This window comes from Micromonospora sp. NPDC049044, from assembly GCF_040649215.1.
Taxonomy (GTDB): Bacteria; Actinomycetota; Actinomycetes; order Mycobacteriales; family Micromonosporaceae; genus Micromonospora.
Genome location: NZ_JBEZFA010000055.1, coordinates 1 through 23,705, shown reverse-complemented (window position 1 = coordinate 23,705; position 23,705 = coordinate 1). Strand labels below are relative to the sequence as shown.

Genomic DNA, 23,705 nt, shown 5'->3' with positions numbered 1-23,705 from the left:
GTCGGTTCGAGCGGAGTGCCGATACCGACCCGACATCCCGGACGGCTGCCTACGATTCGGATGTGACCGAGGCGACGGAGAGGTTCTTCGAAGCGCTGCCGTCCCGCGCCCCCGACATCCTCGGCGGCCTGGCCGACGGGACCCTCCAGATCGACCTCGGCGACGACCACCGGACCGAGCACTGGCTGGTCCGCATGCGACCCGGGTCGGTGCAGGTCACCCGCGGACGTGGGCCGGCCGACGCCCTCTGGTACAGCAGCGCCGCCCTCTTCGACAGACTGGTCACGGGTGAGGCCCAGGGGGTCGCGGCGGTGCTGCGCAACGAGAGCACGTTCAGCGGCAACGTGGTGCTCTTCCTCGCCTTCCGCCGGTTCTTCCCGGACCCGCCCGGCACCCGCGACCCCCGGGAGACGGCGCGTAGAGCAGCCGGACGACCGGCGTGAGGCAACTCGTCAGCATCCTGGACGGCAACACCTTCCTGGTAAGTGACAGGCGGGGCGACATCGAACCGTCCTACGACTTCCCCACCGGGCTGTTCTCCTTCGACACCCGATTCCTGTCCAAGTGGGTGCTCACCCTGGACGGTGAACGGCTGCACGCCCTCTCCGTCGACGACGCCGAGTCGTACCGCACCACGTTCTTCCTCGCCCCCGGGGAACCCACGCACTATCTGGACGCGAAGGCGTCGGTGATCCGCAGCCGGGAGATCGTGGGCAGCTTCGCGGAGGAACTGACAGTGCTCAACCACCTCGGCGCGGAGGTCGAGTGCGTCCTCCGGATCGAGATCGCTGCCGACTTCGCCGACCTGTTCGAGATCAAGGATTCGCGGCGCAAGCGGGGCCAGACCACGATCTCGGTCGCCGAGAACGAGCTGCGGCTGGCCTACCGGCGGGAGGCGTTCCACCGGGAGGCGGTGGTCAGCACCAGTACGCCGGCGGAGGTCGACGCCACCGGAATGACCTTCCGGATCCGGATCGCCCGCAACAGCAGGTGGACCACCCGGCTGCACGTGTCGAGCGTCGTCTACGGGGCCCGCGGCCAGGACATCCGGGCCACCCTGCCGTACGGGGGCAGCCGCAGCGCGGACGCCATCCGGGCCGAGCAGCAGGAGCTGATCGACCGGGCACCGAAGCTCGGCTGCGACTGCGAGCCACTGGCCGGGGCGTACCGGCGCAGCCTCAACGACCTGGCCGCCCTGCGCTACGAGTCGATCACCCTGGGCGTGCGGCTGATCGCCGCGGGACTGCCCTGGTTCATGACCCTGTTCGGCAGGGACAGCATCATCACCTCACTACAGGTGCTGCCGTTCCTGCCGGAACTCGTCCCACCGACCATCCTCATGCTGGCCGGGCTCCAGGGGCACCGGGTGGACGACTTCCGGGACGAGGAACCCGGCAAGATCCTGCACGAACTGCGGTACGGGGAGACCGCCGGCTTCGAGGAGCAGCCGCATTCGCCGTACTACGGGTCGGCCGACTCGACACCACTGTTCATCATCCTGATCGACGAGTACGAGCGCTGGACGGGCGACTCCGCGCTGGTCCGGCGGCTGGAGCCGCACGTCCGCGCGGCGGTGCAGTGGATCGACACGTACGGCGACCTGCTCGGCACCGGCTACCTCTGGTACCAGACCCGCAACCCGCAGACCGGTCTGCAGAACCAGTGCTGGAAGGACTCCTGGGACGCCATCTCGTACGCCGACGGCCGGTTTCCCGGCTTTCCCCGGGCGACCTGCGAACTGCAGGGTTACGCGTACGACGCGAAGATGCGCGCCGCCCGACTGGCCCGGACGTTCTGGAACGACCCGGCGTACGCCGACCGGCTGGAGCGGGAGGCCGCCGACCTCAAACGGCGGTTCGATCGTGACTTCTGGATCGCCGACCGCGGGTACTACGCTGTCGCGTTGGACGCCGACGGCCGGCAGGTGGACGCGTTGACCTCGAACATCGGGCACCTGCTGTGGAGCGGCATCGTGGACGAGTCCCGTGCCGGCAAGGTGGTCGAGCACCTGCTCGGGCCGCGACTGTTCTCCGGGTGGGGCGTGCGCACGCTCGCCGCGGACGAGGGACGGTACAACCCGATCGGCTACCACGTCGGCACGGTCTGGCCGTTCGACAACTCGATAATCGCCTGGGGGTTGTGGCGGTACGGCTTTCGGGACGAGGCGGGCACGCTCTGCGACACCCTGCTGGCGGCGTCCCGATACTTCGGGGGGCAGCTGCCGGAGGCGTTCGCCGGCTACGACCGGGACCTCACCGACTACCCGGTGGAGTACCCGACCGCGTGCAGCCCGCAGGCCTGGTCGACCGGCACCCCCCTGCTGCTGCTCCGGGTAATGCTGGGGTTGGAGCCGCAGGGCGAGCACCTGATCATCGACCCGGCCGTGCCACCGGGGATGGGTCGGGTCGAGCTGCTGGACATCCCCGGCCGGTGGGGCCTGGTCGACGCGCTGGGCCGCAGCCGGGAGCCATCGGACCAGCCGGGCGACGGCTGACCGGGCACCGGCCCGGCTCAGCTGGGGCAGCCGACGGTGGCGGCGAGCCGGGTGTCGTCCGCGGCGAGTTCGGCGAGCACAGTGACCGGGCCGGTGCGGTACGCGTACACCGGTGGCTGGTCCAGCAGTGGAGTGGTGTCGGTGAGCGGGGCGAGGGCGTCCGTCGACGCGGCTGGGCCGGGACCGCCGGCCGACCGCACGGTGCGGGCCGACCCGCCGCCCGGACAGGGCGCGGTGACCAGTTCGGGCGCGGCGTCACCGGGCCGGCCGAGCGCCACCAGGGCGGCGGTCAGGGCGGCGGCTTCCGGACCGGCGGCGGTCGGCTGGGCCGGCCGGTAGCCGGAGCCGACCGGTCGGCATCCGGTGTCGACGAGCAGCAGCACCCGGCCGTCCACCGTCGGCCGTCCCTCGACGGCCACGAACTCACCCGCGTCGGCGCGCAGTTCCGTGCCTTCCAGCCCGGTGCCGACCCCGGCCCGCCACCTCGTCGGCAGCCGATCGGCGATGCCAGCCAACACGGCCCGCTCGGTGCCGGCGGGGGCGAGCACGCCGACCTCGCGGCGCAGCCTTGCCCCCTCCTCGAACGGGGTGACCCGGCAGCCCGCCGCGATCCGCGGCGGGCTCAGCTCCAGCAGACCGGCAGCACCGGCCGCACGGGCGAGTTCGCCGACCGCCCGGTCGACTACCGGGCCGGCCTGGTCGAGGGAACGCTGCTCGCGAACGGTAGGCGGGTCGCTGCGGACCGACATCCAGGTGAGCGCGGCCAACAGCACGGCCCAGGCCACTGTCGCGGCCAGCAGCCAGCGCCGCCACGGCCGGGCCGGCACCGGCGTGGCGGGACTCTCCGAAGGGGCCCAACCCGACTGGACAACACCGCTCACCCGGCCATGGTGTCACGCGTGCGCCGCCGGGCCAGCGGCAGATCCGCCTGAATTGTGGCGCATACCGATCGGTGCAATGAATCGATCTCACCAACAAGTGACAGCAGAGGTGCATTCAGTGATATCCGGGCGCGACCAACCGGGTCCGCAGGCCTCCCCCGACTGTCATAGAGCCGACATCAGCGCACCCGAAGAGCCGGCGCCGTCGATAAACCATGGTTGTGGACAGTGACGCGGGGATCCAGGACGCGGTCCGCGCCGTCGGAGGGAGGCACTAGAGTGACGCCAACAGCGACGTCGTCGACGGCGAGAGGACCAGCAATGGGCACCGCCATCGTCAAGACCGCCGATCAGCTACGCGAGTGGCGCACCCGGCTCCTGGAGCGCGTCCACATGGACAAGGAGACGCTGTACGAGCTGGGGCGCAACTTCGAGCTTCGTCCCGAGGAACGCAGCGTCTACGAGATGGTCCGCTCCATCGACTACCTGCTCGGCGATGACAGCTGACGGGGCACCCGTCTCTCCCGACCTGATCGCCAAAGCCAGCGCCTTCGCCGATGACATCACCAGCCGGCTGCACCGTGTGGTGCGGACAGAGAAGCGACTGTCCGCGCTCCTGATGCCCGGCAGGAACGGCGGCCGCGTCATGGTCGGCATCGTCGAGGGGGACGATTTCGGCACCTTCCCGCTGTACATCGACAACAAGCACCGTCTTGACCTGCTGATCAAGTTCAACTGCTGCCTGGATTCGAGCGGTAGACACCTGGCCGTGGAGGCTTCCTGGCTCCATGTGACAGCCAAGGGCGACAAGGCGCCCTTGTTCCGCTACGAGTACGTCCGCGAGGCACAACCTGGCGTTCCCTCCGCGCACCTGCACGTACACGGTCATCGCGACGAGTTCGCCTTCGTGATGCAGGACGGGCCGAGCGGGCGCCCCAAAGCCAGACGACGGCGACACGAGGTGCCGAGGCTGGCAAAGTTCCACTTCCCGCTCGGCGGGCACCGATTCCGTCCCTGCGTCGAGGATGTCTTGCAGGCAGTGGTTGAGGAATTCTGCGTCGACACGGTCACGGGGTGGCGGAGCGCTGTCGGCGCGGGCCGGGAAGAGTGGCGCAGATCCAGTTGCTCGCCGCGGTGCGCGACGCCCCGGGAACTGCCGCTCAGGCACTTGAGGAGCTGGACTACAAGGTGGTGCCACCCGACTCCGCTCCTGCCGAGAATCACAGCAGGTTGCAGGCATACTGACGCCAACGACCGGGGCCGATCACCCACGGCGGGTGACCGGCCCCGGTCGATCAGAGCGGTGGGTCAGGCGACGGTGACGGCGACCTCGTTGACACCCCGGCCGGCGGTGACGGCGGTGTCGCCGTTGCCGTGCCGGGACAGGGCCCGCAGCGTCCAGGAGCCCGGTGCGGCGAAGAACCGGAACTGGCCGGCGGCCGAGGTCACCACCTCGGCGGTGAACTCACCCGTCGAGTCGAGCAGCCGGACGTACGCGCCCGGCACCGGCTCGTCGGCGGCGGAGCGGACGATGCCGGTGATGACTGTTTCCTTCTCCAGGTCCAGGCTGGCCGGCAGCGGCGCGGCCTGGTCGGGTGCGGCGCAACTCGCGGCGGTGGGAAGCGTCATGATCAGGCCTCCCCGGGTTCGTCACCGAGCGCGACAGGCACGCCGACGAGGGAGCCGTACTCGGTCCAGGAGCCGTCGTAGTTCTTGACGTTGCGGTGGCCCAGCAGCTCCTGGAGCACGAACCAGGTGTGCGACGAGCGCTCACCGATCCGGCAGTAGGCGATGGTCTCCTTGCCGTCGTCGAGGCCCGCGTCGCCGTAGATCCGGCGCAGCTCGTCGTCGGAGCGGAAGGTGCCGTCCTCGTTCGCCGCCTTGGACCACGGGACGCTGATCGCGGTGGGGATGTGACCGGCCCGCTGCGCCTGCTCCTGCGGCAGGTGGGCGGGGGCGAGCAGCCGGCCGGCGAACTCGTCGGGGCTGCGCACGTCGACAAGGTTCTTGGTGCCGATCGCAGCGACGACCTCGTCGCGGAACGCCCGGATGGAGGTGTCCGGCTCCTGCGCGACGTACTGGGTCGCCGGGCGGGACACCGCGTCGGTGACCAGCGGGCGGGCGTCCAGCTCCCACTTCTTGCGACCGCCGTCGAGCAGCTTGACGTCGCGGTGGCCGTAGAGCTTGAAGTACCAGTAGGCGTACGCGGCGAACCAGTTGTTGTTACCGCCGTAGAGGATGACGGTGTCGTCGTTGCTGATGCCCCGCTCGGAGAGCAACGCCTCGAACTGGGTCTTGTTGACGAAGTCCCGGCGGACCTGGTCCTGCAGGTCGGTCTTCCAGTCAATCTTGATGGCGCCGGCGATGTGGCCGGTGTCGTAGGCCGAGGTGTCCTCGTCGACCTCGACGAAGACGACGCCCGGGGCGTCGAGGTTCTTCTCGGCCCACTCGGCCGAAACGAGTGCGGTGTCGCGACTCATCGAATCACTCCCTGGTGAGGATGGATGGTGAGCCAACGCGCGAGTATCGATGTGTGTAACTGTCGCACCGCGCGGGACCCAGCGGAAGGACGGGATCACGGGTTCGTGCGACGGCGCCGCTGCCGGGCGTTCGGTGGGATTACCGGAGGGTACGAGAACCCTGTGCCGGTGACCGCCGTCAGGCGGCCGGAGACAGCCCCGCCGTCAGATGACGGGGCGACACAGGCAGGTGGCCACGCGACACAGGTCGACCGCGCGCCGTTTGGTGAGGTGGGTCCCCATGAGCAGGCAGCCTACCAGCCGGTGACCGTGCTGCCACTGAGCCGACCACCATCCGGGAACGCCCCGGGCCGCCGTCCGGCCCGGGTCGCACCTCAGCTGGCGGAATTGATCGGTACGTTCTTCGCGTCGGCGGTGACCGCCAGGCCTTCCGGCAGCGGACGGACCTCCCGGACGGCGAGCTGGAACGGCAGGTCGGGCAGGGGCACGTCGATGGAGATGCTCTTCGCGAAGTTGTTCAGGAAGGTACGGGCCAGCGGCAGGTTCGGCAGACCCGCGGCGTCCAGGTCGTTGAAACGCAGGGAGACCGCGCCGTTGTCGGCGACGACGACGTCGGCGGTGCCGCTGATCGTGATCTTCTGACCGAGGATGTCGGCCGGGCCGTTGACGGCGAGCTTGCCGTTCTGCTCGCCGAGGGTGAGCCCCGGGCGCTTCAGCAGCGCGGTCAGACTCTCGTAGCTGATCGTGCCGGCACCGTTGACGGTCTCCGCCACGACGTCACCCTGGCCGGAGCGCAGGGTGTCGAGCGAGGCTCGCACGTTGCGGGCTGTCACATCGAGCACCGGCAGTCGAACCGCGTCACCCTCGACCTGGGCCTGCACGTCCCGCAGGTTGATGGTGATCCGCTCGTAACGACCGTTCAGGACCTGGGTGAGGAACGGGGTTCCGCCCACCTCCACGTCGGGTGCTGCCGACTGCGCGCCCTGCTTGGCGATCTCCTGACGCACCCGGTCGGCGATGGTCCGCTCGGCGATCCCGACCGCCACCCGATCGGCGACCACCACCAGCCCGGCCAGCAGCAGGAGCAGAACGGCAAGCCCGATGAGCAGCTTGCGGCCACGCCGTCGGGGTCGCGCCTCGTCCACCGGATTGTCCTGCGCCACGCCGCCTCCTGTCTCCGCCCGTCGCGCCGCGACGGATCGTTCGTACCGACGCCGCAGGGCGGCGCACCCGTAGGTACCCGACCCGCTCCGCGCTCAACCGTTCCTCAGAGGAGGAGCATGCACATGGCGTACGCGGCCGGCGCCGCGAGGGCGAAGCCGCCGAGTGGACCCTGCATGTGCCGGGCCACCCACATCGTTGGCGTCTCGCCGGCCATCAGCCGACCCGCCTCCGCGTACCCCACGGCGAGATCGGAGAGGACGGCGGTGACCGCCGCGACCAGGCCGATCACGGCGGCCCGGGTCGGCGTGAAGGGAGCCACCAGGTAGCTGCCCAGGAGCCCACTGGTGAGCGTGCCGACCATCGCGCCGGCCACCACACCGGCGGCGCCCCGGGGCACCTGCGGAGCCAGCCGGGGCCAGGGCAGCACGGCGTCGGTGAGCCGGGCGACGGTTAGCGCGACGCCACTGGCGGACAGGCAGACGGTGATCGCCTGGGTGCCGGCCGGGATCCGACTGAGCACGATCAGGGTGCCGAACGCGACCACCCCGACCACGATGAGCAGCGTGGCGCCGAGTGAGTCGGTGACCCGGACCCGGTCGACCCGACGGAAGAGCTGGCCGAGCACGGCAGCGACGAACCCGCCGACAGCCAGGTAGCCCAGCGGCGCCAAGCCGGCGACGTCGGTCTGCACGGCGGCGATGTCGACCAGCGCCGCGACCGCGGCGCTGATCCCGGCCACCACGAGCAGCGCGGGCGGTCGCATGGCCATGGTCCAGGCCAGCACGAACAGCAACTGGACGCCGAAGATGATGAACGCGAACGGCAGGCGGTGGCCGGGGCCCGACGTCTGCGCGCCGAGCACCAGACCGACACCGAGCAGCGCGGCGAAGCCGGCGATGGTCACCGCCAGTTGGCGGCGCACCTCGACCGGGGGGATCACCTCCTCCTCCGGCTCGTCGACCTCGTCCTCGGCTCGGCGGGCCGGCTCACCGGCCCGTCGGGCCCGGCGGGGCCCACCCCGGTCGCGGCGATCGCCGTCGGTGGTGGCCGGGCCGGTACGCGGCGCGGGCGGTTGGCCGCGGGTCGGTGTGGCGGCCGGGCCCGGGTGGGGCCCGGCGGGCCACGATTCGCGGCCGGCCTCGGGCGACGTGGAGGGAAACACGACCCGATCGTGCCAGACCGGCGGCCCGACACGGCGGTCACGGGTTTCAACAACGTTAAAACCTGGGCCACGATCAGGGGCAAGGTAGACAAACAGGAAATGGCCTACCGGCGCGGCCGAGGCGATCGGTTACGCTCAACCCGTTACCCCGCCCGTCAGCGACGCCGGGACCACGCAATTTCTCAGCGCGCTCCCTCGTGAGTGTGTCTGGTCGCGTGCGGCCATGCGCCGCCGGGACGGAGGTGATCGTGGAGATCCTGCTGTTGGTGACCGCGCGGGCCGGCGAACCGTCGGCCGTGCTGCCGGCGCTCGACCTGCTACCGCACTCGGTGCGCACCGCACCGCGCGACGTTCGCACCCTGGTCGCGGGCCCCAGCCCGGACGCGGTGATGGTGGACGCCCGGTCGGAGTTGAGCGAGGCCCGCGCGACCTGCCGCATGTTGCACGCCACCGGGCTCGGCGTGCCGCTTGTCGCGGTGGTGACCGAAGCCGGTCTGATCGCGTTGAACGCGGACTGGGGCGTGGACGACGTCATCCTCGCCTCGGCCGGCCCCGCCGAGGTCGAGGCACGGCTGCGGCTGGCGGTGGGCCGGCTGAGCAACGCGACGGCTGGCGCGGGCGGCTCGATCCGGGCCGGCGAGTTGACCATCGACCCGGACACGTACGCGGCCAAGCTGAAGGGTCGACCGCTCGACCTCACCTACAAGGAGTTCGAGCTGTTGAAGTTCCTGGCCCAGCACCCGGGCCGGGTCTTCACCCGGGACCAGCTCCTGCGCGAGGTCTGGGGCTACGACTACTTCGGCGGCACCCGCACCGTGGACGTGCACGTCCGGCGGTTGCGCGCCAAGCTCGGCTCGGAGTACGAGTCGATGATCGGCACCGTCCGCCAGGTCGGCTACAAGTTCGTCGTTCCGCCGTCGCGATCGCTGGCGGAGGCAGAGCACGCGCCGCTGCCGGTCTGATCCTGGGGAAGCCCTGGGCGATTTCCCATATGCCCTTTTTGCACGGCTTGGCAGTCCTATTCTGACTGCCGGGTTTGTCGGAAAAGGGGGCGGCGGTGCGGGCAGTGACGACGGGGGCAACGGGCCGGACTGACCGGCCAGCCAGGCAGACGCCGTGACGCGGGGCAACTCGACCGCCAGGGCGGCCGGGATCGTGACCGTGGTGGTGGCGGCACTGCTCGGCTCGGCGTACGCGCTGGGCCGCAGTCTCGTCCCCGACCAGGTTCCGGGGCACTCCACCGGGGCCACGACGAGTGCCGACGGGCCGCACTACGCCGACCAGCCCAGCGGCGGCGAGCCCAGCGGCACCCCGAGTGCCCGCACCGGTCCGGCCGAGACCGGTCAGGACGGGTCGACCCCTGACGCGGGCACCGACAAGCTGTTCGGCGCGCACGCCACCTCGGGCTCCGCACGACTCGCGCTCACCTTCGACGACGGCCCCGACCCGCGCTACACCCCACAGGTCCTCGCCCTGCTACGCGAGTACCACGTGCACGCCACGTTCTGTGTGGTGGGCGAGAACGCGCAGGACCACCCCGACCTGATCCAGGCGATCGTCAACGAGGGGCACACCCTGTGCAACCACTCGTGGCACCACGACGTCAGCCTGGGTACCCGCTCGACCGACGCGATCCGCGCCGACCTGCTGCGCACCAACCAGGCGATCCGGGCGGCGGTACCGAACGCACCGATCGTCTGGTACCGCCAGCCGGGCGGCGCCTGGACGTACCCCGTGGTGTCGGTGGCTCGGCAACTCGGCATGACCCCGTTGCACTGGTCGGTGGACCCGTCGGATTGGGACCTACCCGGCGCCAACAAGATCACCGCGACCGTGTTGACGCAGGCCGAACCCGGTTCGGTGGTGCTGCTGCACGACGCCGGCGGCAACCGGCAGGGCACCGTGGACGCGCTGCGCCGGATCCTGCCCGACCTGACCGGCAGGTTCGAGCTGGAGGCGCTGCCCACCGACCCGACCTGAGGCACGGCTTTACTCGGCGACGCTCCGGGCGTCCGGACAGGCAGCGGATACGGTGGCGGAATGAGCAGCGCGGAGCCGACAAGCGACCAGGTGACCCGGACCGACCGCCCGACACCGGCGGAGATCGGCGAGATTCTGGCCCTCGCCAGCGCCGCGGGCGACACCGACGGCGCGAACCCGCTGGACGAGCACGTCCTGCTCCGCCTGCGTGACCCGGACGCCCCGGCCCTGCACCTGATCGCCCGCGCCGACGACGGCACCCTCACCGGGTACGCGCACCTGGACACCACCGACCCGGTCGGCGGGATCGGGGTCGAGCTGGTGGTGCACCCCGCGTACCGGCGGCGCGGCACCGGTCGCGCGTTGGCCCGGGGCGTACTCGCCTCGGCCACCGGGCCACTGCGGGCGTGGGCTCACGGCGACCACCCGTCGGCCGCGGCGCTCGCCGTCGATCTCGGGTTCACCCGGGCGCGGGTGCTCTGGCAGCTGCGCCGGCCGTTGACCGCCCCGCTGGGCGAGCCGCGCCTGCCCGACGGGGTGGCGCTGCGCCCGTTCCGGCCGGGGGTGGACGACGCGGCCTGGCTGACGCTCAACTCGCGCGCTTTCGCCGAGCACCCCGAGCAGGGGCGGTGGACCTCGGACGACCTGCGCGTCCGCCTCGCCGAACCGTGGTTCGACCCGGCCGGTTTCCTGCTCGCCGAGGAGACCGCCACCGGTCGACTGCTCGGCTTCCACTGGACCAAGGTGCACGAACGCCCGGGATCGGCGCGGATCGGCGAGGTGTACGTGCTGGGCGTGGAGCCGACCGCGCACGGCGGCGGGCTCGGCCGGGCCCTGACCACTGCCGGGCTGGCGTACCTGCGGGACAAGCGCGGCCTGGACCGGGTGATGCTCTACGTGGACGAGTCGAACGCCGGGGCGGTAGCGCTCTACGAGCGGTTGGGTTTCGCCCGCTGGTCCGCGCACATCAACTACCACCTGGGCTGACCGCCGGCCGGCGCGCCGACCGGGTCACCGGCGGGTAACGGCCGGGCGTCGGCGGCATAACGCCGAACCGGAAATATAGCCATACTTCCGACAGGTGTATCCCGGTTCACTTACCGGACAACTCACCCTCAGCAAGCGGTCACCTCGGGGGCCGTACGTGTTCACCTCGCGTTCACTTGCGACCGGCGAACCGGCTACCTGGCACTTCTAACTTTCGTGTCAGCCGGTCAAAGCCGGTCCTCGGGCCCCGGGATCGGGGCGCCAAGTCAGACGCGAAGGGAAACCCCTCAGGTGAAGCTCCAGCGGTACGGCGCTATTGCCGGCCTCGCTCTTGCCGCGACGCTCGGTCTCAGCGCATGCGGCTCGGACAACAACGAGCCCGCCTCCGGCGCAACTGCCGCGGGCTCGGCCGCCGCGGTCGACTGCGCTACCGGCACGCTGAACGCCCAGGGCTCGTCGGCGCAGAAGAACGCCATGGCCGAGTGGATCAAGGCGTACCAGCAGAAGTGCCAGGGCACCACGATCAACTACGAGTCCTCCGGATCGGGTGCCGGCGTCCAGGCGTTCATCGCCGGGACCGCCGACTTCGCCGGCTCCGACTCCGCGCTCAAGCCGGAGGAGCAGCCGCAGGCCGACGCCAAGTGCGCCGGCGGCAAGGCCATCCACCTGCCGATGGTGATCGGCCCGGTCGCGGTCGTATACAACGCCGGCGGCGACGTGAAGGACCTCCAGTTCAAGCCGGCCACCCTGGCGAAGATCTTCGCCGGCACGGTGACCAAGTGGGACGACCCGGCGATCAAGGCCGACAACCCGGACGCCAAGCTCCCGTCCGCCACCATCCAGACCGTTCACCGCTCGGACGAGTCGGGCACCACCGACAACTTCACCAAGTACCTGTCGAAGACCGCCGAGGCGGACTGGACCTTCGGCAACGCCAAGGCGTGGAAGGCCCCGGGTGGCGTCGGTGCCGCCAAGTCCGACGGTGTCGCCAGCAAGGTCAAGAGCACCGTCGGCACCATCAGCTACGTCGAGTGGTCGTACGCCGAGAACTCCGGGCTGAACAAGGCCAAGGTGCAGAACGGCGCCGGCGAGTGGGCGGCGCTGACCGCCGAGTCCGCCGGCAAGACCATCGCCGGGGCCAAGGTCGAGGGCCAGGGCGACGACCTCAAGCTGTCGATCGACTACAACACCAAGGAGGCCGGGGCGTACCCGATCGTCCTGGCGACGTACGAGATCGTCTGCAGCAAGGGCCTCGCGGCCGACAAGCTGCCGCTGGTCAAGGGCCTGCTGACCCACGCCGCCAGCACCGAGGGCCAGAACTCGCTGACCGAGCTGGGCTACGCCCCGCTGCCGGAGACCGTCCGGACCAAGGTCGAGACCGCGGTCAAGAACCTCTCCTGACCCGAATCCACCACCTCCGCAACCGAATCGAGCGAGCAGATGGGTGAAACCCCTCACCGCTCGGCCGACGCCGGCACCGGCGGGACGCGCGTGACCCAGAGTCACGAGTGGCCCGCCGGTGCCTCGGCGCGTGTGGCCGAGGCACCAGTCAGCACCCGTTCCCCGGGCGGCGCCGGGTTCGGCGGCGGCGGCGCGCTGCCCCGAAACCGGAAGTTCGGCGCCGAGCGGGCCTTCCGTGGCCTCACCCTGGCTGCCGGAACGACGGTGTTGGTCATCATCGTGGCCATCGCGGTCTTCCTGATCGCCAAGGCGATCCCGGCCCTACGTGCCAACTCCGCGAACTTCTGGACCTTCGAGGGCTGGTTCCCGAACGACAGCCCGCCCACGTTCGGCATCGGCGCGCTCGCCTTCGGCACCGTTCTCACCGCCGCCCTGGCGCTGCTGATGGCGGTGCCGGTGGCCATGGGCATCGCGCTCTACCTGTCCCACTACGCCCCCCGCAGGCTCGGCAACAGCCTCGGCTTTCTGATCGACCTGCTGGCCGCCGTACCAAGCGTGGTGTTCGGTCTCTGGGGCCGCGACTACCTCATCGGCCCGGTGTCGGACCTCTCGGTGTGGCTCAACAAGTACTTCAGCTGGATCCCGATCTTCGGCGGCGACGGCCCCTACGGCAACTCGATCCTGCTCGGCTCCCTGGTACTGGCGATCATGATCCTGCCGATCGTCACCTCGCTCACCCGCGAGGTGTTCCTCCAGACGCCGACGGCCAACGAGGAGGCCGCCATCGCCCTGGGCGCAACCCGCTGGGAGATGCTGCGTACCGCGGTGCTGCCGTACGGCCGCCCCGGCATCATCGCCGCGGTCATGCTCGGCCTGGGTCGCGCGCTGGGTGAGACCATCGCGCTGGCGTTGACCCTCGGTTCCACCTACGCCATCTCGTTCAACCTGCTCGAATCCGGTGGCAACACCATCGCGGCCAACATCGCCAACCGGTTCGCCGAGGCGAACGAGACCGGGCGGGGCGCCCTGATCGCCTCCGGCCTGGTGCTGTTCGCGATCACCTTGATCGTCAACATCATCGCGCGGGCGATCATCTACCGCCGCCGGGAGTTCACGGAGTCCGCCGCATGAGCACAACCGTCACCTCCCACCGCAACCGGCCACCGGCCCCGCCAGCGTCACTGCGGGCCCGGCGGCTGCCCTGGTACGCCGCACCTGTCATCGCCGTGGCGGCTTTCGCGCTCTCCGCCGTGATCGTCTACGGCGCGGGCATCGGCGGCCCGGTCCTGGTGATCGTCCTGGGCGCGGTCCTCTACCTGGCCGGGCTCTTCGCCGCGGCCAACGCGGTCGAGGGGCGCCGCTCCGCCCGCAACCGCACCTGGAGCGCGCTGATCCACTCCGCGTTCGTGCTCGCGGTGCTGCCGCTCGCCTCGGTCGTCTGGACGCTCGTCAGCAAGGGCACCGAGCGCCTGGACGGCGACTTCTTCAACAGCTCGATGAACAACATCGGGGCCCGCGACCCCAACGGCGGCGCGTACCACGCGATCATCGGCACGTTGGAGCAGGTGGGCATCGCCACCCTGATCACCGTGCCGCTCGGCATCCTCTGCGCCATCTACATCGTCGAGTACGGCCGCGGCCGCTTCGCCTTCGCGATCCGGTTCTTCGTGGACGTAATGACGGGTATCCCGTCGATCGTCACAGGCCTCTTCGTGCTGGCGTTCTGGGTGCTGATCGTCTCGCCGTGGTTCAACGACGGCCGGCCGAGCTTCTCCGGCTTCGCCGCCGCGCTGGCCCTCGCCGTCCTGATGCTGCCCACCATCGTCCGGTCCACCGAGGAGATGCTCCGCCTCGTACCGGCCCCGCTGCGCGAGGGCGCCTACGCGCTCGGCGTACCCAAGTGGAAGACCATCCTGCGGGTGGTGGTGCCGACGGCACTGCCCGGCATCGTCACCGGCGTCATGCTCGCGATCGCCCGCGCGGCAGGCGAGACCGCGCCGGTGCTCCTGGTCGCCGGCGGTGGCGCGGCGATCAACTTCAACCCCTTCGAGAACAACCAGTCGTCGCTGGCCCTCTTCGTCTACCAGCAGGCCGGCGAGGCGTCCAAGTATTCGCCGGCACGGGCGTGGACCGCGGCACTCACCCTGGTCGCCCTCGTGCTCATCCTGACGATCGCGGCGAAGTTGCTGGCCCGTCGCAACAGGCTCAGCCGATGAACCCCGGAGGTACCACAATGGCCAAGCGCGTCGAAGCCTCGAACGTCACCGCGTACTACGGCGGGTTCAAGGCGATCGAGAACATCAACCTGACCATCGAGCCGAAGACCGTCACCGCCCTGATCGGGCCATCCGGTTGCGGCAAGTCGACCTTCCTGCGGTCGATCAACCGGATGCACGAGGTGCTGCCGGGCGCCCGCGTCGAGGGCAGCCTGACAATCGACGACCAGGACATCTACGACCGGGACGTGGACGTCACGGCGGTCCGGCGCACCATCGGCATGGTCTTCCAGCGGCCGAACCCGTTCCCCACCATGAGCATCTTCGAGAACGTGGTGGCCGGGCTGAAGCTCAACGGGGTCCGCAAGAAGTCGATCCTGGAGGACGCGGCCGAGAAGGCGCTGCGCGCCGCGAACCTGTGGGGCGAGGTCAAGGACCGGCTGGGCAAGCCCGGCGCGGGCCTCTCCGGCGGTCAGCAGCAGCGGCTCTGCATCGCCCGGACCATCGCAGTCGAGCCGCAGGTCGTCCTGATGGACGAGCCGTGCTCGGCCCTGGACCCGATCTCCACGCTGGCGATCGAGGACCTGATGTTCCAGCTCAAGGACAAGTTCACGATCATCATCGTGACGCACAACATGCAGCAGGCCGCCCGGGTGTCGGACCGGACCGCCTTCTTCTCGATCGAGAAGACCGGCGACCCGGGCCGACTGATCGAGTACGACAACACCCAGAAGATCTTCAGCAACCCGAGCGTGAAGAAGACCGAGGACTACATCACCGGCCGCTTCGGCTGAGCCGACAGCGACCGGTCACCGGCGCCCCGCCCTCCCGGCGTGGGCGCCGGTGCCGTTTCCCACGCCATCCCCCCGCCACCACCACCAACCACGCCCGCCCGCTGCCCCACCGCCACCGCCGCCCCGGCACCGCCGCCCGGCGCCCGGCGCCCGCGCCCGCGCCCGCGCCCGCGCAAGATCGTGCTGGAACATGGAAGTAGTGGCCTCCCCCGCACGACGATGCCACTACTTCAAGGATCGAGCACGATCTTGCAGACGGGCAGCGGGCGACGCGCGACGGGGCAGCGAGCGGCTCAATCGAGGACGAAGCGGGGTTCGCCGTTCGGGGGCAGGTCCAGACGCGGGGTGACCGGGGTGGCGGCGTCCCGGTCGGCCGCCGCACGGGCCACGCCGGCCAGGTCGCCGGCCGCCGCCACCTGGGCCAGCGTGACCAGGGTCGGCGGCAGCATCGTCAGCTCGCCGGCCTCAGCCCGGGCCAGCGCGTCCGCCGGCCGGATCCACAGCGTGTGGTCGGCCTCGCCGGAGACGTCGCGGGTCCGCTGTCCCGCCGGCAGCAGGGCGACGAAGAAGTACGTGTCGAAGCGGCGCGGCTCGAACTCGGGAGTGATCCACCGGCTCCAGGGCAGCAGCAGGTCCGACCGCAGGGTGAGCTGACGGTCGGCGAGCAGCGCCGCGAAGCCCAGCCGACGCCCCTCCAGGTCCTGCCGGGCCGCCTCCCAGTCGTCGCCGCTGACGTCGCCGACCACTGTCCCCCGGTCCGGGCCGGCGAGCAGTACGCCAGCCTCCTCGAAGACCTCCCGCGCGGCGGCGCAGACCACCGCCTGGGCGGCGTCCGGGGCCACCCCGAGCCGGTCCGCCCACTCGTCCGGTGCCGGCCCCGCCCAGTCCAGATGTGCCTCGGAGTCGGAGCGGTCCACCCCGCCGCCGGGGAAGGCGTACATCCCGCCGAAGGTCATCGCGGCGACCCGGCGGATGACGTACACCTCGAAGTCGGTGTCGGTCGGACGCAGCAGCAAGACGGTTGCCGCGACCCGCGGCGTGGCCGGAGTGCCACCCTCGGCCTGGAACCGGCGGGCGTGCTCGACCAGGGCGGCGGGCGCGACGAAGCCGGCACTGTCGATCGTCATGCCGCGAGCCTAGTTCGCCGCCACACCGCACTGCCGGGGCGCCGCGAACCCATGCTCAGCCCCTTTGCTCTGCTTCAGCGGAGGCAACAGAATTGCTCTGCTTCAGCGGAGGCAACAGAAACGGCTCGTCGGTGTTGCCTGGGCTGAAGCAGAGCAAAGGGGGAACCGAGGGGTGGCCGGGCGGCGAGGGGCGGCGTTCGCCCCGCAGGCACAGGGGTTAGCGTTCCGGCATGACTCGTTGGGGCATCCTGGCCACCGGCCACATCGCCAGCCGTTTCGCCGAAGACCTCCGGTTGGTGCCGGACGCCGAACTGGTCGCGGTCGGCTCCCGCGCCGTCGAGAGCGCGCGGCGCTTCGCCGACACGTACGGCGCGAAGCGTGCGTACGGCTCCTGGGTGGAGCTGGCCGCCGACCCCGAGGTGGACGCGATCTACGTGGCGACGCCGCACTCCGCGCACCACGAGGCGGCGATGACCTGCCTGACCGCCGGTCGCGCGGTGCTGTTGGAGAAGCCGTTCACCCTCGACCTGGCCACCAGCACCGAGCTGGTGGACACCGCCCGCGCCGCGGGGGTCTTCCTGATGGAGGCCATGTGGATGCGGCTGAACCCGATGATCCTGCGGGTGGTCGAGCTGATCTCGCAGGGGGCGATCGGCACGGTGACCGGCGTCCGGGCCGACTTCGGGGTGGCCGGGCCGTTCCCGCCGGAGCACCGGATGCGCAACGCGGCGCTGGGCGGCGGCGCCCTGCTCGACCTGGGTATCTACCCGATCAGCCTGGCCCACCTGTTGCTCGGGGTGCCGCAGCACATCAGGTCCTGGGCGCAGCTCGGCCCGGAGGGGACGGACGAGAACACCGGCCTGCTGTTCGGCTACGACAGCGGAGCGCTGGCAACCCTGAGCTGTGGCATCGTCGGGTTGAGCGGGCAGACCGCCTCGATCACGGGCACCGAGGGACGGATCGACCTGCCGGAGCCGTTCTTCCGGCCGGGATCGGTGACTGTGCACCGGGCCGGCGCGGAGCCGGAGACGATCGTCGCCGACGGGGCCGGCAACGGCTACCAGTACGAGGCGATCGAGGTACAGCGCTGCCTGGCGGCCGGGCTGACCGAGAGCCCTGTCGTGCCGCACACCACGACCCTTGAGGTGATGGCGCTGCTGGACACGGTGCGGGAGCAGATCGGCGTGCGCTACGAGTGAGACGAACGGCCCCGGTCGCGGTGACCGGGGCCGTCGTGGTGCCGGGTCCGGTCAGCCGAAGAGCGGCCGGACCAGCAGGTAGGTGACGCAGGCGATGAGTGCGGCGGCCGGGAACGTGATGATCCAGGCGAGCACGATGTTGCCTGCGACGTTCCAGCGGACCGCGGAGAGCCGCTTGGTCGCGCCCACGCCCATGATCGCCGAGGTGATGGTGTGGGTGGTGGAGATCGGTGCCTTCAACACCAGGGCGTTGAAGTAGAGCACCGCGCTGGCGACCGTCTCGGCGGCGAAGCCCTCCGGCGGCCCCAGGTCGATGATCTTACGACCGAGGGTGCGGATGATCCGCCAGCCGCCGGCGTACGTGCCAAGCGCCAGCATCGTCGCCGAGGTCCAGAACACCCAGCCCGGGATGTGCGTCTTGCTCTCCTGGAAACCACCCGTGTAGAGCGCCAGCACCACGATGCCCATGGTCTTGGCGGCGTCCTGCATGCCGTGGCCCACCGACATGGCCGCCGCGGAGACGGTCTGCGCCCAGCGGAAGCCCCGGTTGAGCTTGCCCGGCTGCCCCTTGCGGAACAGCCAGAGGATGGCCAGCATCAGCACGTAACCGAGGGTGAGGCCGACGATCGGCGAGAGCACCATCGGCAGCAGCACCTTCTCGCCGATGTTGCCCCACTGCACGATGCCCCCGGTGGACAGCAGGGTCGCGCCGACCAGGCCGCCGAAGAGCGCGTGCGAGGACGACGAGGGCAGCCCGAAGTACCAGGTGATCAGGTTCCAGGCGATCGCCCCGAGCACCCCGGCGAAGACCACGCCGAGGCTGTTCACCCCGGTCGGCAGGGTGACCAGGCCGTCGCCGACCGTCTTGGCCACGCCGGCACCGAAGTGTGCGCCGACGAAGTTGCCGACGGCGGCGAGGCCGAGGGCGATCCGGGGGGTCAACGCCCGGGTGGAGACGCTTGTCGCGATCGCGTTGGCGGCGTCGTGGAAGCCGTTGGTGTAGTCGAACGCCAGGGCTACCCCGATCACCGCCAACACGGCGATGAGTTCGGGTGTCACAGTCACCGGCTCAGGACTCCTTGACCGCGATGGTCTCGACAGTGTTGGCCACGTGCTCGAAGGCGTCGCAGGCCGCCTCCAGCTCGTCGGCGACCTCCTTCATCTTCAGCACCGTCAACGCGTCGTACTCACCGGAGAAGAGCCGGACGAGCAACTGCCGGTTGATCCGGTCGCCCTCGTTCTCCAGCCGGTTGCACTCGATCCAGTAGTCCTCAAGATCCTTCATCGACTTCAGCCGGGGCATCGCGTCGGCGGTCAGCTTGGCCTGCTGGTCGAGCACGTTGACCATCTCGTGCAGCTCGCGGGGCAGCGCCGGCAGCTCGGTCAGCCCGTACAGGTAGAGCAGGTCGCCCACCGCCTCCAGGTGGTCCATCACGTCGTCGAGCAGCGAGCCGAGCCGGTAGATGTCCTCCCTGTCGAACGGCGTGATGAAGGTTGAGTTGATCTTCTTGTACAGGTCGTGGGTGATCTGGTCGCTGTCGTGCTCGACCTCGGTCAGCCGCTCACTCACGGACTGCACATCCACGCCCGGCAGGGCCAGCTCGTTGAGCAGCGTGGTGCCCCGGACCAGGTTCTGCGCGGCCCTGGTGAAGAGCTCGTAGAAGGCGCCCTCGGTGGGGCGGAAGGAAAACTTCACAGCACAGACCTCGTCGCGTCGGTGGAAGGGTGGCGGCACCCGTCGGGCACCCGCTCGGTGAATGCTAGGAAACGACAGAACCGCGAATTCGACGGCCCACCCCTGGTCAGACGTCATTCACCGGTCGTTCATCTGCTGTTCATCTCGGCAGTCCCACCCGCACCCGCTCCCCCAGCGACCAACCGTTCGCGCTCACTGTCGACGTCGAAATCGGCAGCCGGATACCCCAGGTCGAGCGTGCCGAACGTCTCACGCAGCAGATGGGCCACCGCCCAGTCCCGGTACCACTTACGGTCCGCCGGCACCACGAACCAGGGCGCGGCGTCCGTGCCGCACCGGCTGAGGGCCTCGGCGTACGCGGCCTGGTAGTCGTCCCAGTGCGATCGGGAGTCGACGTCGGAGGGGTTGTACTTCCAGTGCTTGCGCGGGTCGGTGAGCCGTTCCAGCAGGCGCTTGCCCTGCTCGGCGTACGAGATGTGCAGCATCACCTTGAGCACTGTCAGCCGACCCTCGGTCAACTCCCGCTCGAACGAGTTGATCTCGTCGTAGCGGGCCCGCCAGGTCGCCTCCGGCACCAGCGCGGCGACCCGGGCGATCAACACGTCCTCGTAGTGCGAACGGTTGAACATCCCCACGTACCCCGGTGGCGGCAACTCCCGCCGGATCCGCCACAGGAAGTCGTGCCGCAACTCCTGGCGAGTCGGCGGCCCGAACGAGCGGATGTGCAGGCCCAGCGGATTCATCGCGCCGGCCACCCTCTTGATCGTGCCGTCCTTGCCGCCGCAGTCCATCGCCTGGAGCACCAGCAGCACCCGGCGGGCCGGCCGGTCCAAACCGGCCTTGGCCATCGCGTAGAGCATCTCCTGCTGCCGGGCCAGCTCGCCGCCGACCAGCTCCACCTGCTCCCGCGCCCAGGCCTTGCGCTGCTCGCCGCGTCCTGCCGTGTCCGGCACGCCGGGCGTGGACCGGGGGTCCACCGCGCCCAGGTCCACCGGTGCGGTGACCCGCAACAACTCCCGCACCGAACCGCCGGCCGGTGCCACGATCTGCCCTTGTCGGGGTGCGCTCATCCACGGATCATCGCCCAATCGCAGTCGATCCGCCCGCCGAGGCCCACCCACCGCCGGTCGGCGCGGTCCGCGTACGACCCCGACAGGAGGGTGGTGGTGGGCCGTGCGGTGGTGAACCGGCCGCGCGTGGCGGCGTCAGACCACCAGGGCCAACCACTTCCGGTACGCGCTGGCGAACGGCTCGGTGCCGTCGCCGAGCGCTCCGAAGAGTCGCTGGGCGGCGGCCTCGGCCTCGGCCACCACGTCGTCCGGGTAGCCGAACCGGGCCCGGTGCTCGGCGAACTCGTCCTCGTCCAGCAGTTCCACCAGGCCGGTGGCCCGCCGCCGGACGACGTCCAGGTCCAGATCGATCAGGTGGACCGTGTCGTCGGATTCCCAGCGGGCCGGGGTGGCGATGTCGCAGTAGACCTCGCTGGTGCGGGGCGGAGGGTTGAACATGGCCGTCCACCAGGCACGGTGGGGAACCAGCAGCACGAACGGAATCTTCTCCACCGACGGCCGACCGTGGTAGACCGACTCGGTGCCCTGCGGCACGCCGAGCCAGATACCGAGGTCGTCCTCCGTCAGCCGGCGGGCCGGGTAGTCGCGGTGGGCGCTGCCGTCGTACTTGCGGTAGATCACTCGGACCATGTCGCTCGGCATGATTCGCACCCTAACCGATACCGCCCACCCGTCGTAGCGCGGCGGTAACCGGGTGACGCGACAGCGACGACGGGCGGGGTCGGCAGCGCGCCACGCGGCGGAGGGGCACGGCCGGTGTCGGCGGCGACGGGTACCGTCGCACGGTGACTCCGTCCCGCACCACCACCGGTTCCGCCACCCCGTCGGCCCGCGCCAAGGGCCGGCGGCGGGGTGCCCGGCCCAGCGGCAGCGAGCTGCTGGCGGCGGCGGTCGGCGCGGTGCCCGGCGGAGCGGAACGCCCCGGCCAACAGCAGATGACCACCGCGATCGAGGAGTGCGTGGCCGGCGGCGAGCATCTGCTGGTGCAGGCGGGCACCGGCACCGGCAAGTCGCTCGCCTACCTCGCACCGGCGCTCACCGTGGACGGCCCGGTGGTGGTCTCCACCGCCACCCTGGCGTTGCAGTCGCAGCTTGTCGACCACGACCTGCCCCGGCTGGCCGACGCGGTCGAACCGCTGCTCGGCCGTCGGCCCACGTTCGCGGTGCTCAAGGGCCGCCACCACTACCTCTGCCTCGCCCGGCTCGACAACTCCACCGAGGAAGAGCCGGAGGACACGCTCTTCGACGCCCCGGCGGCCCGCCCCGGGGGCGGGACGAAGTGGCTCGGTGAGGCGGGCCGGTTGGGCAAGCAGGTCGAGCGGCTGCGCGACTGGGCCGAGCGGACCGCCACCGGCGACCGGGATGAGCTGGACCCGGGCGTCGACGATCAGGCCTGGCGGCTGGTGTCGATGCCGGCCCGGGAGTGCGTCGGGGCGACCCGCTGCCCGTTCGGGCAGGAGTGCTTCGCCGAGGCGTCGCGGGCGCGCGCCCGGGAGGCCGACATCGTCGTGACAAACCACAGCCTGCTCGCTGTCGACATGCTCGCCGACCGGCACATCGTGCCGCCGCACAAGCTGCTCATCGTCGACGAGGCGCACGAGCTGGCCGACCGGGTCTCCTCCGCCGCCCAGGCGGAGCTGGTGCCGGAGCAGATCGACCGCACCACCCGGCGGGCCCGGACGCTGCTGCGGCCGGAGACCGCCGAGGCGCTCACCGCAGCCGGCGACGCCCTCGCGGTCGGGCTGGCCGAGGCGCCGGCCGGGCGACTCACCGCCGGGCTGCCCACACCGTTGCGGGAGGCGTGCACGCTGCTCGACGCGGCGACCCGGGCCGCCCTGGACGCGATCGGCGACATCAAGTCCGACGATCCCGACCCGGTCCGCAAGCAGCAGGCCAAGGCCGCACTTGACGAGCTCTCCGGCACCGCGCAGCGACTGTTGGAGGAGGCCGACCACGACGTGGCCTGGGTGGAGAAGAACGACAGCGGCAGCCGCCGAGCCCTGGTGGTCGCGCCGCTGTCGGTGGCCGGCACCCTCGCCACCCACCTGTACGACGAACGCACAGTCGTCGCCACCTCGGCGACCCTGGCGTTGGGCGGCCGGTTCGACACGGTGGCCCGCGCCCTCGGGTTGGACGCACCGCCGCCCGCCCCGCCATCCCCCGCCGCGGCCGCGCTGGCCGCCCGCACCGGCCCGGGTCGCCCGGCCGCCGAGACGCCAGTTCGTCGGCTGGCCGGCGACGCCGCCCCGAACGCCGTCGTACCGAACGCCGTAGTGCCAGCGACCGAAGGCCCCGGCTGGCGGTCCCTCGACGTCGGTTCGCCGTTCGACTACGCCCGGCAGGGCATCCTGTACGTCGCCGCGCACCTGCCCCGCCCCAGCGTCTCCGGGCTGCCCGACGCCGCCGGGGAAGAGCTGCTCGCGCTGGTCGAGGCGCTCGGTGGTCGTACCCTCGGGCTCTTCTCCTCCCGGCGGGCCGCGCAGCAGGCCGCGGAGCTGGTGCGCGCCCGCACCGACCTGCCGGTGCTGTTGCAGGGTGAGGAGGCGCTGCCACTGCTGGTCCGCCGGTTCCGGGAGGAGCGGGCGAGCTGCCTGTTCGGCGTGATGTCGCTCTGGCAGGGCGTGGACGTGCCGGGTGACGCGTGCCAGCTCGTCGTCATCGACCGGCTGCCCTTCCCGCGCCCGGACGAGCCGTTGGCGGCAGCCCGTGCCGCGGCAGTGGACGCGGGCGGTGGTTCCGGCTTCTCCGCGGTCAGCGTGCCGATCGCGGCGGTGCGGCTGGCGCAGGGCGTGGGCCGGCTGATCCGGGCGACCGGCGACCGGGGGGTGGTCGCGGTGCTCGACTCCCGGCTGGAGACGGCTCGTGGCTACGGGCCGTTCCTGCGCCGTTCGCTGCCGCCTTTCTGGTACACGACCCGCCCCGAGGTGGCCCGCGGCGCTCTGCAACGCCTCGCCAAGTCCTGACGCCGCAGCCTGCTCGGCAGCCTCGCCGGTGAGCGGGCCGTCCACATCGGCCAGGGCGAACCGGCCAGGGTTCTCCGTCTGCGCCGACCGG

General features: G+C 71.0%; 24 protein-coding genes. 13 read left to right on the top strand and 11 right to left on the bottom strand.

The window, feature by feature from the left end:
• Positions 1-62: 62 nt before the first annotated feature.
• Both AB0B85_RS30985 and AB0B85_RS30980 read left to right on the top strand, forming a co-directional pair.
• Positions 63-443, top strand: coding sequence for an SCP2 sterol-binding domain-containing protein (locus AB0B85_RS30985; protein WP_357412839.1), 381 nt, complete (start codon positions 63-65; stop codon positions 441-443).
• Positions 440-2,494, top strand: coding sequence for a glycogen debranching N-terminal domain-containing protein (locus tag AB0B85_RS30980; RefSeq protein WP_357412837.1), 2,055 nt, complete (start codon positions 440-442; stop codon positions 2,492-2,494). Before AB0B85_RS30985 ends, AB0B85_RS30980 begins: the two co-directional genes overlap by 4 nt.
• Before the next feature lie 17 nt (positions 2,495-2,511).
• On the opposite strand, the gene AB0B85_RS30975 is transcribed toward AB0B85_RS30980, so the two are convergent.
• Positions 2,512-3,375, bottom strand: a complete 864-nt coding sequence (locus AB0B85_RS30975) for a hypothetical protein (RefSeq protein ID WP_357412835.1) — start codon at positions 3,373-3,375, stop codon at positions 2,512-2,514.
• Positions 3,376-3,696: 321 nt separating this feature from the next.
• Between AB0B85_RS30975 and AB0B85_RS30970 the strand changes: the two genes are divergently transcribed.
• Positions 3,697-3,882 (top strand): hypothetical protein, encoded by a 186-nt coding sequence (locus AB0B85_RS30970; RefSeq protein ID WP_357412833.1) that lies wholly within the window; start codon positions 3,697-3,699, stop codon positions 3,880-3,882.
• Positions 3,883-4,449: 567 nt separating this feature from the next.
• Complete coding sequence (locus AB0B85_RS30965; RefSeq protein ID WP_357412831.1) at positions 4,450-4,620, top strand: hypothetical protein; 171 nt, start codon at positions 4,450-4,452, stop codon at positions 4,618-4,620.
• Positions 4,621-4,683: 63 nt separating this feature from the next.
• On the opposite strand, the gene AB0B85_RS30960 is transcribed toward AB0B85_RS30965, so the two are convergent.
• The 5 genes from AB0B85_RS30960 to AB0B85_RS30940 all read right to left on the bottom strand — a co-directional run bounded on the left by AB0B85_RS30960 (position 4,684) and on the right by AB0B85_RS30940 (position 8,181).
• Entirely contained in the window at positions 4,684-5,004 is a 321-nt protein-coding gene (locus tag AB0B85_RS30960; protein WP_357412829.1) for a DUF1416 domain-containing protein, read from the bottom strand.
• Between the two features lie 2 nt (positions 5,005-5,006).
• The gene (locus AB0B85_RS30955) at positions 5,007-5,855 is read right to left on the bottom strand and encodes a sulfurtransferase (RefSeq protein WP_030490110.1); all 849 of its coding nucleotides are present in this window, start codon (positions 5,853-5,855) and stop codon (positions 5,007-5,009) included.
• Between the two features lie 204 nt (positions 5,856-6,059).
• Complete coding sequence (locus AB0B85_RS30950) at positions 6,060-6,137, bottom strand: Ms5788A family Cys-rich leader peptide (RefSeq protein WP_310503780.1); 78 nt, start codon at positions 6,135-6,137, stop codon at positions 6,060-6,062.
• A 92-nt stretch (positions 6,138-6,229) separates the two neighbouring features.
• Positions 6,230-7,018: a DUF2993 domain-containing protein gene (locus AB0B85_RS30945; protein WP_357412826.1), complete on the bottom strand. Its 789-nt coding sequence runs from the start codon at positions 7,016-7,018 to the stop codon at positions 6,230-6,232.
• A gap of 104 nt (positions 7,019-7,122) precedes the next feature.
• Positions 7,123-8,181 carry a hypothetical protein gene (locus tag AB0B85_RS30940; protein ID WP_357412824.1) on the bottom strand — a complete coding sequence of 353 codons (1,059 nt, stop codon included), beginning with the start codon at positions 8,179-8,181 and terminating at the stop codon, positions 7,123-7,125.
• A gap of 242 nt (positions 8,182-8,423) precedes the next feature.
• Between AB0B85_RS30940 and AB0B85_RS30935 the strand changes: the two genes are divergently transcribed.
• The 7 genes from AB0B85_RS30935 to pstB all read left to right on the top strand — a co-directional run bounded on the left by AB0B85_RS30935 (position 8,424) and on the right by pstB (position 15,559).
• A complete protein-coding gene (locus AB0B85_RS30935; protein ID WP_184188346.1) occupies positions 8,424-9,143 on the top strand; it encodes a response regulator transcription factor in 720 nt (239 codons plus the stop codon).
• Between the two features lie 154 nt (positions 9,144-9,297).
• On the top strand, positions 9,298-10,161 hold the full coding sequence (locus tag AB0B85_RS30930) for a polysaccharide deacetylase family protein (protein ID WP_357412822.1): 864 nt from the start codon (positions 9,298-9,300) through the stop codon (positions 10,159-10,161).
• A 60-nt stretch (positions 10,162-10,221) separates the two neighbouring features.
• Complete coding sequence (mshD, locus tag AB0B85_RS30925) at positions 10,222-11,148, top strand: mycothiol synthase (RefSeq protein ID WP_357412820.1); 927 nt, start codon at positions 10,222-10,224, stop codon at positions 11,146-11,148.
• Positions 11,149-11,439: 291 nt separating this feature from the next.
• A complete protein-coding gene (gene pstS / locus AB0B85_RS30920) occupies positions 11,440-12,549 on the top strand; it encodes a phosphate ABC transporter substrate-binding protein PstS (RefSeq protein WP_357412818.1) in 1,110 nt (369 codons plus the stop codon).
• 39 nt (positions 12,550-12,588) lie between these two features.
• Entirely contained in the window at positions 12,589-13,680 is a 1,092-nt protein-coding gene (gene pstC / locus AB0B85_RS30915) for a phosphate ABC transporter permease subunit PstC (RefSeq protein WP_357412816.1), read from the top strand.
• Entirely contained in the window at positions 13,677-14,765 is a 1,089-nt protein-coding gene (gene pstA, locus AB0B85_RS30910; protein WP_357412814.1) for a phosphate ABC transporter permease PstA, read from the top strand. The genes pstC and pstA overlap by 4 nt, the downstream gene beginning before the upstream one ends.
• Before the next feature lie 17 nt (positions 14,766-14,782).
• On the top strand, positions 14,783-15,559 hold the full coding sequence (pstB, locus tag AB0B85_RS30905; protein ID WP_357412880.1) for a phosphate ABC transporter ATP-binding protein PstB: 777 nt from the start codon (positions 14,783-14,785) through the stop codon (positions 15,557-15,559).
• 293 nt (positions 15,560-15,852) lie between these two features.
• On the opposite strand, the gene AB0B85_RS30900 is transcribed toward pstB, so the two are convergent.
• Positions 15,853-16,686: an NUDIX hydrolase gene (locus tag AB0B85_RS30900; RefSeq protein WP_357412812.1), complete on the bottom strand. Its 834-nt coding sequence runs from the start codon at positions 16,684-16,686 to the stop codon at positions 15,853-15,855.
• Between the two features lie 230 nt (positions 16,687-16,916).
• On the opposite strand from AB0B85_RS30900, the gene AB0B85_RS30895 reads away from it, so the two are divergent.
• The gene (locus AB0B85_RS30895; RefSeq protein ID WP_357412809.1) at positions 16,917-17,885 is read left to right on the top strand and encodes a Gfo/Idh/MocA family oxidoreductase; all 969 of its coding nucleotides are present in this window, start codon (positions 16,917-16,919) and stop codon (positions 17,883-17,885) included.
• A 51-nt stretch (positions 17,886-17,936) separates the two neighbouring features.
• Here AB0B85_RS30895 and AB0B85_RS30890 read toward each other — a convergent pair whose 3' ends face one another.
• From AB0B85_RS30890 to AB0B85_RS30875, 4 genes are all read right to left on the bottom strand, one after another.
• Positions 17,937-18,944, bottom strand: a complete 1,008-nt coding sequence (locus AB0B85_RS30890; protein ID WP_357412878.1) for an inorganic phosphate transporter — start codon at positions 18,942-18,944, stop codon at positions 17,937-17,939.
• 10 nt (positions 18,945-18,954) lie between these two features.
• Positions 18,955-19,581, bottom strand: coding sequence for a DUF47 family protein (locus AB0B85_RS30885; protein ID WP_357351199.1), 627 nt, complete (start codon positions 19,579-19,581; stop codon positions 18,955-18,957).
• 128 nt (positions 19,582-19,709) lie between these two features.
• Positions 19,710-20,651, bottom strand: coding sequence for a PPK2 family polyphosphate kinase (locus tag AB0B85_RS30880; protein ID WP_357412808.1), 942 nt, complete (start codon positions 20,649-20,651; stop codon positions 19,710-19,712).
• A gap of 135 nt (positions 20,652-20,786) precedes the next feature.
• A complete protein-coding gene (locus AB0B85_RS30875; protein WP_357412806.1) occupies positions 20,787-21,293 on the bottom strand; it encodes a DUF402 domain-containing protein in 507 nt (168 codons plus the stop codon).
• A gap of 143 nt (positions 21,294-21,436) precedes the next feature.
• Between AB0B85_RS30875 and AB0B85_RS30870 the strand changes: the two genes are divergently transcribed.
• Entirely contained in the window at positions 21,437-23,614 is a 2,178-nt protein-coding gene (locus AB0B85_RS30870; protein WP_357412804.1) for an ATP-dependent DNA helicase, read from the top strand.
• The last annotated feature ends 91 nt before the right edge of the window (positions 23,615-23,705 follow it).

Bases quoted from the DNA above. Each gene is read 5' to 3' on its own strand.
- AB0B85_RS30970 (WP_357412833.1), top strand. From the start codon at position 3,697: ATGGGCACCGCCATCGTCAAGACCGCCGATCAGCTACGCGAGTGGCGC.
- AB0B85_RS30960 (WP_357412829.1), bottom strand. From the start codon at position 5,004: ATGACGCTTCCCACCGCCGCGAGTTGCGCCGCACCCGACCAGGCCGCG.
- AB0B85_RS30955 (WP_030490110.1), bottom strand. From the start codon at position 5,855: ATGAGTCGCGACACCGCACTCGTTTCGGCCGAGTGGGCCGAGAAGAAC.
- AB0B85_RS30950 (WP_310503780.1), bottom strand. From the start codon at position 6,137: ATGGGGACCCACCTCACCAAACGGCGCGCGGTCGACCTGTGTCGCGTG.
- mshD (WP_357412820.1), top strand. From the start codon at position 10,222: ATGAGCAGCGCGGAGCCGACAAGCGACCAGGTGACCCGGACCGACCGC.
- pstC (WP_357412816.1), top strand. From the start codon at position 12,589: ATGGGTGAAACCCCTCACCGCTCGGCCGACGCCGGCACCGGCGGGACG.
- pstA (WP_357412814.1), top strand. From the start codon at position 13,677: ATGAGCACAACCGTCACCTCCCACCGCAACCGGCCACCGGCCCCGCCA.
- pstB (WP_357412880.1), top strand. From the start codon at position 14,783: ATGGCCAAGCGCGTCGAAGCCTCGAACGTCACCGCGTACTACGGCGGG.
- AB0B85_RS30900 (WP_357412812.1), bottom strand. From the start codon at position 16,686: ATGACGATCGACAGTGCCGGCTTCGTCGCGCCCGCCGCCCTGGTCGAG.
- AB0B85_RS30895 (WP_357412809.1), top strand. From the start codon at position 16,917: ATGACTCGTTGGGGCATCCTGGCCACCGGCCACATCGCCAGCCGTTTC.
- AB0B85_RS30880 (WP_357412808.1), bottom strand. From the start codon at position 20,651: ATGAGCGCACCCCGACAAGGGCAGATCGTGGCACCGGCCGGCGGTTCG.
- AB0B85_RS30875 (WP_357412806.1), bottom strand. From the start codon at position 21,293: ATGCCGAGCGACATGGTCCGAGTGATCTACCGCAAGTACGACGGCAGC.